This is a genomic window from Bacillus sanguinis, assembly GCF_018332475.1.
Taxonomy (GTDB): domain Bacteria; phylum Bacillota; class Bacilli; order Bacillales; family Bacillaceae_G; genus Bacillus_A; species Bacillus_A sanguinis.
In genome coordinates, this window is the sequence record NZ_BOQB01000166.1 from 1 (window position 1) to 11,477 (window position 11,477).

Consider the following 11,477-nt stretch of genomic DNA (forward strand, 5'->3'; position numbering starts at 1 on the left):
TTTAGGTTTTATAATGAATTTATAATTTTAATAGGGGGATTTAGATGAAAAAGGATCAAAAGTTTTCTATCGGAGAATTCTCAGAAAAAACGTGAATACCAATTCCTACTTTGCACTATTATGATGAAATCGGGTTATTACAACCTGAAAAGAATCCTTCCTCAGGGCACCGCATTTACAAGTATCAAGATATTATAACCTTACAAAAAATTCTAAGTTTAAAATTTCTAGGCTATAGTCTAGATAAAGTCGCTAATTTGTTACACGAATCAAGTTTTGGTGTTGATTTGAATGAAAGTTTGTCTCTCCATTTGCAAGTGTTAGAAAGAGAAAAAGAACAAATTGAGAAATCAATGCAAGCAATTAAAAGAGTAATGAAGTTAGTCAAAGAGGAGTGTGAAATAGATAGTACAGTATTATTTAGTCTTATTTACGGTATGAAAACAGAACATACACATAAAGAATGGATGGAACGCCATAAGTTAACGGATATCGTGGAAGAATTATCAAAGAAATCAGAAGAAGATAAAATTGCCTTGGATAAAACGTTTATTGAATTATCTAAAAAGGTTAAACAATTATATGGTAAACCAGTCGAGGATTCGAAAGTACAAGAGATGGTTAAGGAATATATAGAAGAGTCTTTTTCATTTCTTAATGAGGATTTGATACAAAAGTTAGCTAATACTAGTGTGGAAGAACTGGATATGCAAGAACTTGAAAATATGATACCTTCGCCTTTCGCAGAAAATGAACAAAAATGGCTTAATGAAGCGATGGAATATTATATGAAGCAAGTAGAAATGGAAGAGGGATAGATTTTATGAGTAATTGTAGGTGGTTTACCTTCATCGAAATAATGCTATAGACCTTTCATTGAAGAAGGGGAATATTGAGGAAATTCGTTTGTTATTGCTTTATTTAAAAGAAAGAAACGCGTATGCTTCATTTTTGAAGCATACGCGTTTTTGTTTAAAATATTCAAAAAGAAAAATCTTTTGGTAAAGTATCGTTCTTTATCACCGTTCTTAACCCATGTTTTATAATCCAAGGGTTAACAGGATACTGTTTATCGCGTAATTGTTGTAACCATTGAAAAACAAGTTCTTTATCTTCTTTCGTAATATCGTTAATATGATTGGCTACAGATTTTTGAACATATTTAGAAGGGTCATTCATTAAAGGTTCAAGAAGCTGTAAATTGTTCTTAAAGTCGCCTTTTAGAGCTCCTATTTTTTTAGCCCAAGGAAGTCTTGGTCTTGTACCTTCAGATACTAATCTTCTAATGTGACTGTTTTCATCATGAATCCACTGTTGTAATATGTGTAGTGTGTCTTCATGATATGTTTCAAGAAAAGGCCGAATGGCATATTCAGCAGTATTCCTTTTTGTTATTTCATACATGGCGTTGAATGAACTTTCAAAATCGTAAAGCCCATATTTTTCAACGTATTTTGCAATAGGCATGTACATATATCCGTTTGTAAATGTGCCTACTTCTGTTGTATTTTCTGGTCCCAATGTTTTCAGTAAAATATGTATTGCTGCATTAAAATCTTTTTGTAATGCATGATGTAATTCATCTGCCATTACTTCAATACGCTGCTTTAATTCTAAATTTTCAACTTTACATGTTACGGAAGATACAAAGTTTCTTTTAGAGAAAGTAGGATCGTGTTTATAAATAGAATCAGCCATCTTTTCTGCTAATTCTTCGTTGAATAAAAATTTTAATGGAACATATTTACCCATTTTTTCACCCCATTGATCAGCTAAAAACAATTTTTATTTTTTAATCGACAACCCATACACCAAAGTCTCACTCGGAGTCGTAATACTAAAACCAGTCGTCTTATAATCAAGTTTTACCGTATCACCAGTGTAGTCTTTCGTAAATGAATCCATTTGTACGATAAGGTCTGCATCTTCATATACAACATCATCTGCAACATATGTATCCCAAATTAAATCGACATCAACGAAAATACTGCAAGAGTTTGTCATTGTTCCTCTAATGCGAATGATCTTTTTGTCTTCACGTTCTAATCTATGTATAGCTGCTTTTGCTTCATCAGTAATGCGAATGTTCATCGTATCCCAACCTTTATGTATATTTCCTTTATTATTGCAAAAACAGGAGCAATAGGAAAGGGAGAAGCATTGGAATAAAAAAAACGAGCAAACATATTTGTTCGCTCGTTTCACTTTATTTCAATTCACATTTATCAAGTGGAATTACTTTCGTTTTCTTCGTGAATTTATATCCTAACCATAGTACTAAGAAGAGTGGTAAACCGATGTAAGAAACGAGTACACCGTTCCAATCGATTGATTCGCCCATAAATGCGCCGTAGTTTTGACCTAAAATTACGATGACACAAAGTGCAAATGCGAAGATTGGACCGAACGGGAACCATTTTGCTCTATATGGTAAGTCTTTTAAATCTTTTCCTTGTGCAATATATGCTTTACGGAAACGGTAATGACTAATTGCAATTCCGACCCATGCGATAAAGCCAGACATTCCAGATGCGTTTAATAACCAAATGTATACAACACCGTCGCCGAATAAGGAAGCAATGAAAGCGATACTACCGACAATTGACGTTACGATTAATGCGTTAACAGGTACACCGCGGCTGTCTAATTTGCCTAAGAATTTTGGTGCTTTACCTTGGCGAGCTAAGTCCCAAAGCATACGAGTTGATGCATACATACCAGAGTTACCAGCAGATAGTACTGCCGTTAAAATAACAGCGTTCATAACGGAAGCAGCAAAAGCAACGCCAGCTTTTTCAAAAATAAGTGTAAATGGACTTACTGTTACATCACTTGCAGCAAGACTTTCAGTCGTATAAGGAATTAATAAACCGATAACGAGAATTGCAAGGATATAGAATAAAAGAATACGCCAAAAGATTGAACGAATTGCTTTCGGAATATTACGCTCTGGATCAGATGTTTCACCAGCAGCTACTCCTAATAATTCAGTACCTTGGAATGAAAAACCAGCTGCCATAAATACACCGATAATTGCCATGATGCCGCCGTTAAACGGTGCATCTGCAACAGTGAAGTTTTTAAAGCCAACAGATTCGCCACCCATAATTCCGAAAATCATCATAAAGCCGACAATTAAAAAGATTATAATTGTAACTACTTTAATAAGTGCAAACCAATATTCAGATTCACCAAACCCTTTAACAGATAAATAGTTTAAAAGGAAAATAATAGCTAAACATAATCCGCTCCAAATAAGAGAAGGAGTATCTGGGAACCAAAATTTCATAATTAAAGTTACAGCAGCTAGTTCAGCGGCAATTGTAATGGCCCAGTTATACCAATAGTTCCATCCAAGGGCAAAGCCAAGTGATGGATCAACAAATTTTGTTGCATATGTGCTAAAAGATCCGGTAACAGGCATGTATGCTGCGAGTTCAGCTAAGCTCGTCATTAAAAAGTAAACCATAATTCCAATTGCGGCGTATGCAACTAATGCACCACCAGGTCCAGCTGTATGGATGACACCACCGCTGGCAAGAAATAGTCCGGTACCAATTGTACCACCGAGAGAAATCATCGTAAGGTGTCTTGATTTTAAACTACGTTTTAATTCACCTTTTCCTTTTGTAGTTTCTGTTTTAGAGGTAGTTTGATTCGTTGCGCTATTCATGTTCAACACTCCTTTTCTTGTAAGATAGGAAGGAGCGGGGGAGAAAAATACAAAAAACCGCCAAAGGAATTTGGCGGAACGTTTCACAAATAACCACCCCATCATACCCTTCCGTTAAGATAGCACCCCACGTTTACACGGTAATTTTGTAAACGTGACAGTTCTGTTCCTTTCGGAAACAGCCCCAGCTCATATTTCCAGAGAAGAAATATAAACTTCGGCAACTTTTCCTTTCAAACGGAGTCGGTGACATTCTCTGTGTCTCGTCCGTTTTACTCTTAAAAGTCGCAACCTCTACCTCATCGGATTGATGAGGATTTGATATATTGCTAAGATTTTTAATATATGGCAATTGTAATGACTTTCTGAATATATTGCAAGATATTTTGTTAGGAAAAGTCAAAAAATATCGGTTATTGTATAGGAAACGCTTGCAAAACTCCACCCGAACCTATTGTTATGTAACAAAAAATAAAGAAAGAAATTGTTATACAAATGTTTCGCAAAAAATATTGAAAAACCCTTTAAAAATAAAAGAAAATTCTGAAAATATAATTCGACATGACTATCAAAAGAGGATTGTTCCTTAAATTCGTTTCAAAGAATAAGTATAAATCCAATAAATAGAATGAATATTCTTTTTATTCTTGGTAAAATTGAGGTATTGTTTAATTGAAAAGGGGAAATCAATATGAAATTAGAAACAGAAAGGCTCTATATAGTGCCGTGTACAGAAGAGAGTATTCACGTTGCTAACGAGCAAGGATATAATAGTGGTCCACATATTGTAGGGCATGTAGAAAATGTAAAAAAAGATAAGGCTTTATTACCTTGGGGGGCGTGGTATGTCATTCGAAAAGAAGATGACATCGTTCTAGGTGATATAGGGTATAAAGGGAAACCAAATGAGGGACATACAGTAGAAATTGGTTACGGATTTATTGAGAAATATTGGAATAAAGGCTATGCGACAGAAGCTGTAAGAGAATTAATAAATTGGGCTTTTCAAACAGGACAGGTAGAAACAATTATTGCAGAGACACTTCTTGAAAATGAGGGGTCGATTCGTGTATTAGAGAAATTACATATGAAAAGAATTGGCACTACAGAAACAATGATTAATTGGAGAATGGAAAAATGAAAAATACCGCTCGAAGTATATCGGGCGGTATTTTTATCATTATGGAAGCATTTGTTTTTGATCATTCGGATATCCGGCTGTCGGCGCGTTAGAGTGCTTGGAATGATTGCGAACAGCAATGAAAATAGAAATAATAACGACAAGACCAACTGCCACGTAAGAAAGTGAAATAATAGTTGGATCCACTTTAAATGTAGTAAGCAGTGTACGAATGTTTGTAAAGATTATAAGACCACCAACTAATACGCCAAGTAAATGTGCTGGAACGATGCGTACTAACCATGCAGCGATTGGTGCCGCAACGATACCACCGAGCATGAGAGAAAACACCCAAACCCAACTTACTTGTTCCCAGCCAAGTGAGATGAAGAAGCCAATTGTTGCAGCGAGTGAAACAGGAAATTCACTCGTATCTACAGATCCGATAACTTTTCTAGCTTCATTTCCTCTTGCTAAAAGCACAGGTGTCGTAATCGGTCCCCAGCCACCGCCACCAGTTGAATCAACGAATCCAGCAAATAAGCCAAGCGGAACAAGTTGTTTAGCAGACATACGTTTCTTTGAAGTGACAATTTGTTTTTGAATGAGGAATCGTAATAAAATATAAACCCCTAAAGTAAATAAAAATACGGAAATGTACGGTTTAATGACATCGCCAGGTAAATTACTTAAAAAACATGCCCCAATAAATGCGCCAACTGCTCCTGGCAATGTAAGCCTGGAAACGGTATATTTATCAACGTTTCCAAATTTGATATGAGATGCCCCAGAAGCGGCGGTTGTAACAACTTCAGCTAAATGAACAGATGCGGAAGCGACAGCCGGTGCGATACCAAACATTAATAATAGTGAGGTAGATGTTACCCCATACGCCATTCCAAGTGCTCCATCGATCAATTGAGCGAAAAATCCAATAATAGCAAAGACAATTAATTTCTGCATAAAAAATCCCCCTGTAATAATAAATGAAAAAGGCACTTTTCCCGTATGAGAAAAGTGCCTTTGGTTTTTCCAATCAGCAATAATTAAATTTGTTTCATTATAATACATATTAATCGTATAAATCAACTAGGTTTTAAAGTTTTTTAAATTGAATGAAATAAAAATAAAATATACAATAAAAGGATGGAGAGAAAGGGGAGAAAGACATGTTACGATTTGATCATCTCGTTCACGCAGTACACAGTACACCGGAGGAAGCGGCAAAACAAATGCAGGAGCGTGGATTTCATACCGCAATAGGCGGAGAGCATACTACTTGGGGTACTTGGAATAGTTTAAGTTATTTTGATTTATCATACATAGAATTTTTAGCAGTTCAACATGAAGAAAAAGCGAAAGAAGCAGAAAATCCGTTAGTACAAGAAACGGTAGTGAAATTACAAGATGGCGAAGGGATGCTACAAATCGCAATTCGAACAGATGCCATTGAAGAATTAGCAGATAAATTTAGTAAATACGGTTTACAAACAATAGGACCATTTGAAGGGAAACGTATAAGGAAAGATGGCCGCCTTTTAGAATGGAAAATGTTATTTGTAAAGCAAGAAGAGAACGGACCGAAATTACCTTTCTTTATACAATGGAATGAAACAGACGAAGAAAGAAGAAACGATTTACGTAACATAGGAATGATCACTGAACATAAAAACAAAGTACAACAAATTGAAACGATTCATTACGCAGTGAAAAATGTTCGAGAAACGGTGCAGAAATGGAAAGAAGTAATGGAGTTAACTGCAAGTACAGTTATACAAAATAAAGAATGGAATGCGGAATGTCAAAGTGTATCGTTTGGAGATATTCATGTACAATTTTGCGAACCAATTGGGGAAGGATTAGTGCTAGAATGCTTGAAAAATCAAGGCGAATACCCTTTTGCAATGGAGTTTAAAGGGGAAAATAAACGAGGACATGAAGTGTTAGGTAGTTTGTACATATATTGATAGAGGTGAGTTTTGTGGAAGAAATGTTAAGAGAGATAGAGAGAAAACTAGAATGGCCTCGTATTGTAAAGTGTACAGCTATTTCAAAAGGTTTTTCACATGAAGAGAAATATAAAATAGAATTAGAAAGTAGAGTAACATATTTTGTAAAAGTATGTGATGCAGTTTATTTTGAACGTAAACAAGAAGAATATACGTATATGAAACAATTAGAGTCATTACATATTCCAACGCCTAAGTTAATTCATTTCATAAAACTTGAAGAATTAAATAAATGTGTTCAAGTATTTGAATGGGTCCAAGGTGTAAATGGTGAAGAAGGTTTAAGGAAGCTATCGGTGGAAGAACAGTATCATGCAGGAAGAAAAGCAGGAGAAGTATTAAAGAGGATTCACTCAATTGAAAGAGAAAGTGCAAGTAATAAATGGGAAACTTCTAGATGGAATAAATACGAAAGATACATAGAGGCATTAACAGATTACGAGGTGAACTTTCTGGATTTGAAGCCTGTATTAACCTTTGTAGAAAATCATAAACAATTATTAAAAAATCGTCCAATTACATTTTTACACGATGACTTCCATCCAGCAAATAGTATGATTCATAACAAGGAGTATATCGTTATCGATTTTGGTGGATATGATTTTGGCGATCCAATACACGATTTTTATAATGTAGCGATTTTTACTACAAGAATAAGCAAACCATTTGCGGTTGGACAAGTTCACGGTTATTGCGGAGGCGAACCGTCACTTCACTTTTGGCAGCTGTACTCCTTATATGCAGCAATGACATTCCCAGCTGATATCGTATGGACGAACCGAAGCACGCCGCATTTAGTAGATGATATGAAGGAAAGACTCAACGGAATTTTAGAAGATCATAATCATTTTTCAACCTATATTCCAAAATGGTACCAATCAAGTGAATTTAATAAATAAAGGAGGAATACATATGGACAAAATTGCGGTAATTTCAGATATACATGGTAATATTCCAGCATTAGAATCTGTACTACAAGATATTAAATTAAGAGGAATTGAGCGCATTATTTGCCTTGGGGATTTAGTCGGAAAAGGACCTCATTCTAGCGAAGTAATTGAAATCATTCGTAAAGAATGTGAAGGAGTTGTAATGGGAAACTGGGATGATTTCATTACAAAACCAACTGAATTTGAAGCGTTAAAATGGCATCAAAAACAATTATCGGAAGAACAAAATGACTATTTAAGAAGCTTACCATTTTCAATCGAATTTTTTATGAGCGGCAAATTGATTCGTATGTTCCACGCTTCACCTAGAAGTTTATATGAAAGAATTCAACCACACGCTGCAAGAGAAGAGCGTATTAGTATGTTCGAAAACAGTGAGCTCACGGAGAATATAGAAGGGGAAAGAAAACCAGATGTCGTTTGCTACGGTGATGTTCACCAGGCATTCGTTCAAAATTTCAGGGGGAAAACGTTATGTAACACCGGTAGCGTAGGAAATCCTCTTGAAATTACACAAGCTTCCTATTTAATATTCGAAGGAACTTACAATGACAAAGAAGCAGCGAGCTTTTCCATTCAATTCGTACGCGTACCTTATGATATTGAATTAGCTATCAGGCTAGCAGAAGAACTCGATATGCCAGACCTTGAAGAATATAAACAGGAGTTACGGACTGCTTTGTATCGAGGGTTTAAGGGGAAGTAAACCAATCATCATATATCAACGATTTTTTCGATATATCGACGATTCGACATAAGATATCGACTTACTGACAAATAGTGATATAAGATATCACTCATAATTATATTATGTAAACTTGTTAGGGGAGGAAATATCATGAACCGAAAACAACGAATCAAAGAAATTGCAGATCACATTTTAAAGTTAAACTTAACCCATCCAACAAGAGTTGGAGTAAGTGGTATTACAGCTTCAGGAAAGACAACATTTGCAAATGAACTAGCGGAAGAAATAAAAAAACGAGGGTTACCAGTAACACGCGCTAGCATTGACGATTTTCATAATCCAAGATTGATTCGCTATGCACAAGGTAAAGAATCTGCAAGAGGGTATTATGAAGATGCACACGATTATACAGCTTTTAAAGAAAGACTATTAAAACCTTTAGGACCTAATGGGAATTTACAGTATGAAACGATTTCTCATAATTTAAAAACGGATATTCCTGTACATAATGAGCCGTTAATGGCTCAACCCAATATGGTACTCATAGTAGATGGAACATTTCTATTAAAAAAAGAAGTTGAGCATTTATTTGATTACAAAATTTTTGTAGATACAGATTTTGAGATTGCGAGAAAACATGGTGCTAAACGGGAAACTGAAGCTTTTGGAAGTTATGAAGAAGCAGAGAAGATGTTTTTGAACAGGTATCATGCGGCCTGTAAGATGTATATAGATGAGCATAATCCGAAAGAGTGTGCGGATGTTGTATTTCGGAATAGTGATTTAGCAAATCCAGAACTTATATTTCATGAGCGAAAGTAATACACAATCAAAAGTATATGTATAGCCTTTTATTTATAGTTATAATTCTCGTATAATTAAATTAACTTTAGAAAGTAAAAACGGGGGATAAGGCAATAAAAAACGTAAAAAGGGGACAGGGAATAGAATGAATGAAGTACTAGAATTAAAAGAAGAACTACTACAAATTAAAAATAATAATTATGCTGTACCAGAAGATGTAGATGCATATCCATATGCGCAGTGGATGCTAGATTATATCGGTTCACCTGATGCTGAATTACGTGATGATTTAATTTATAGTACGCTTCACACATGGATTACAAATGATGTATTTAGACAAAAAGAATTACGAGGATTAATGCTACAAGCAATTAGCCCTGATTATTTATTTTATAAAATTGGTGAAAAGGGAACAGATTCTGTATTTAAACGTGCGTTCTCTGTATTAATCCCGCCACTTATTTTATCTGTTCATGAAAGAGAGCCGTTGTTATCTGAAGAACAACTGTACAGTGTGGCAGAACAAGTACTGGAATATGTATATTTAGAAGAAGATGTAAGGGGTTACGTGGAAGGAAAAGGCTGGGCACACTCTACTGCACATGCAGCAGATGCGCTCGATGCTTTAGCACGTACAATACAAAATCGTGAGTTTTCATATGCAATATTAGCTGCTGTTCGTCAGAAGGTTCGCTTACATGACTACGTATACATTCACTTTGAAGATGAGAGATTAGTAGCGCCAATTATGTCGTTACGTAACCAAAATCTTTTAACTGAAGAAGAATGGAGCAATTGGCTACATAGTATAGCAACGGTTGAAGACATCCGACATCCACAGCATGCTATTTTAGTACAAAATATTAGAACTTTCTTAAGAAGTTTTTATTTCAGAGTTTTAGAGACGGAAGGTAGTACAGCCTTTACAGATGATATATTGGAGACTTTGAAGGGTTTGCGTAGGTATTAAAAAAGGGAATATAAGAAAAGAATAAGAGTAAAAAACCGATTATACTTGTAGGCCCTCTACAAAAATAATCGGTTTTTTAGTTGAATTGAAATTTTAGACTTAACTATACACGAGTGTATTAAATATGTAATTGTGGATGTTCTTCATATAAACTATTCACGTACTGTTTTAAATTCTTGATGAATAATAGAATATCTTGACTAGGCATTCTAGCATGTAGAAGATGAAATATATTTCCTTTCCCAATTTCAAATTCATCCGAAGTTAAAGTAATAGGGATATTTTTAAAAACATGCCATGGGAAATATAAGTGTACAAAAGTTTCTCTAAAATATATACCTGATTGACAAATTAATACCCCATCCGATCCTTTCCCCATATTCCCAAGAACAGATGTATCTAAAAAAGCGATGATCTGTTCCTCTTTTGGAATGATAAACCGTGCCTCAATTGCTTTTAACTTTTTTTCTGAAATATGAGTGTCTACAAATAATCCATTATCAGGTTCTAATAATTCATTGTGCGTTTCAAATAAAGAGCAAATAGATTTTATCTCATCCATTTTTATAATTGGATGTATATCCTGTTGTTTTGAATTTTGGAATGAATTCGTAAGAGCTATAAGTAATTCTTTAAATAACAGTGGGGGATAATCACTCCCGTTAATATTGAAGCTTTTTTGAGCATCAAAAGATAAGAAACCATCTTTATCAATTTCAATTTGTTGCACTTTATTTAATTGTTCCCATTTCAAATTTCCTTTACCTAATAACCAATTTTTCCAGTATAAACCTGAACTCGTAAAGTAAACACCATACTTGCCTGATCCAAATAAATTACAACTTAAAAAAGCGATAATTTGATCTTCCGTTGGTATAGAAAAACGTTTTTGGGCAATTGATAAGAATTCTTTAGGAATTCTAGTAACATAAAATCTAGATTGCTGAAACTCTAAACAAATATCAGTTAAACGATCAATATCTATATTCATCTTAGCCATTCTCCATTTCAAATTTCGTTTCGATATAATAAAGTATAAAGTTTTTAGGAAAATATTAACACTTAAATTCAGCTTAAATTAAGTAGTAAAGGATTTATAAAATAAATATATATTAGGCTATAAAGTCTTGTTACGGTAATAAAAAAGCACATAAAACCAACACCTTCCAACCATACTAATAAAATGTGTTGGAGGTGAGTTTAATGGACAAAAAAGATTTTGAAAAAGTGTATAATGATTATTTACATCAAGGAGAAGAACAA

General features: G+C 34.5%; 12 protein-coding genes and 1 riboswitch. Of the genes, 7 read left to right on the forward strand and 5 right to left on the reverse strand.

Annotated elements, in window-relative coordinates; genetic code table 11:
* Window positions 1–95: 95 nt before the first annotated feature.
* Window positions 96–818: a MerR family transcriptional regulator gene (locus KI369_RS17925; protein WP_238484935.1), complete on the forward strand. Its 723-nt coding sequence runs from the start codon at window positions 96–98 to the stop codon at window positions 816–818.
* 163 nt (window positions 819–981) lie between these two features.
* Here the strand turns inward: KI369_RS17925 and KI369_RS17930 are convergent, their stop codons facing one another.
* The 3 genes from KI369_RS17930 to KI369_RS17940 form a co-directional block, all read right to left on the reverse strand.
* A complete protein-coding gene (locus tag KI369_RS17930) occupies window positions 982–1,752 on the reverse strand; it encodes a DNA alkylation repair protein (RefSeq protein WP_212956837.1) in 771 nt (256 codons plus the stop codon).
* 33 nt (window positions 1,753–1,785) lie between these two features.
* Window positions 1,786–2,091, reverse strand: a complete 306-nt coding sequence (locus KI369_RS17935) for an iron-sulfur cluster biosynthesis family protein (RefSeq protein ID WP_001026181.1) — start codon at window positions 2,089–2,091, stop codon at window positions 1,786–1,788.
* Between the two features lie 115 nt (window positions 2,092–2,206).
* Entirely contained in the window at window positions 2,207–3,673 is a 1,467-nt protein-coding gene (locus KI369_RS17940) for an amino acid permease (protein WP_212956838.1), read from the reverse strand.
* 112 nt (window positions 3,674–3,785) lie between these two features.
* Window positions 3,786–3,978, reverse strand: a riboswitch (Lysine riboswitch).
* A gap of 386 nt (window positions 3,979–4,364) precedes the next feature.
* On the opposite strand from KI369_RS17940, the gene KI369_RS17945 reads away from it, so the two are divergent.
* Window positions 4,365–4,814, forward strand: a complete 450-nt coding sequence (locus tag KI369_RS17945; RefSeq protein WP_212956839.1) for a GNAT family N-acetyltransferase — start codon at window positions 4,365–4,367, stop codon at window positions 4,812–4,814.
* A 39-nt stretch (window positions 4,815–4,853) separates the two neighbouring features.
* On the opposite strand, the gene KI369_RS17950 is transcribed toward KI369_RS17945, so the two are convergent.
* Complete coding sequence (locus KI369_RS17950; RefSeq protein ID WP_212956840.1) at window positions 4,854–5,864, reverse strand: sulfite exporter TauE/SafE family protein; 1,011 nt, start codon at window positions 5,862–5,864, stop codon at window positions 4,854–4,856.
* A gap of 98 nt (window positions 5,865–5,962) precedes the next feature.
* Here KI369_RS17950 and KI369_RS17955 point away from each other — a divergent pair, with 98 nt between their 5' ends.
* From KI369_RS17955 to KI369_RS17975, 5 genes are all read left to right on the forward strand, one after another.
* On the forward strand, window positions 5,963–6,760 hold the full coding sequence (locus tag KI369_RS17955; RefSeq protein WP_212956841.1) for a VOC family protein: 798 nt from the start codon (window positions 5,963–5,965) through the stop codon (window positions 6,758–6,760).
* A gap of 14 nt (window positions 6,761–6,774) precedes the next feature.
* A complete protein-coding gene (locus tag KI369_RS17960) occupies window positions 6,775–7,701 on the forward strand; it encodes an aminoglycoside phosphotransferase family protein (protein ID WP_212956842.1) in 927 nt (308 codons plus the stop codon).
* 13 nt (window positions 7,702–7,714) lie between these two features.
* Window positions 7,715–8,458 carry a metallophosphoesterase family protein gene (locus KI369_RS17965; RefSeq protein WP_212956843.1) on the forward strand — a complete coding sequence of 248 codons (744 nt, stop codon included), beginning with the start codon at window positions 7,715–7,717 and terminating at the stop codon, window positions 8,456–8,458.
* A 132-nt stretch (window positions 8,459–8,590) separates the two neighbouring features.
* Complete coding sequence (locus KI369_RS17970) at window positions 8,591–9,262, forward strand: nucleoside/nucleotide kinase family protein (protein WP_212956844.1); 672 nt, start codon at window positions 8,591–8,593, stop codon at window positions 9,260–9,262.
* Window positions 9,263–9,389: 127 nt separating this feature from the next.
* Window positions 9,390–10,214 (forward strand): DUF2785 domain-containing protein, encoded by an 825-nt coding sequence (locus KI369_RS17975; protein ID WP_098721187.1) that lies wholly within the window; start codon window positions 9,390–9,392, stop codon window positions 10,212–10,214.
* Window positions 10,215–10,332: 118 nt separating this feature from the next.
* Here KI369_RS17975 and KI369_RS17980 read toward each other — a convergent pair whose 3' ends face one another.
* Entirely contained in the window at window positions 10,333–11,205 is an 873-nt protein-coding gene (locus KI369_RS17980) for a hypothetical protein (RefSeq protein ID WP_212956845.1), read from the reverse strand.
* Between the last annotated feature and the right edge of the window lie 272 nt (window positions 11,206–11,477).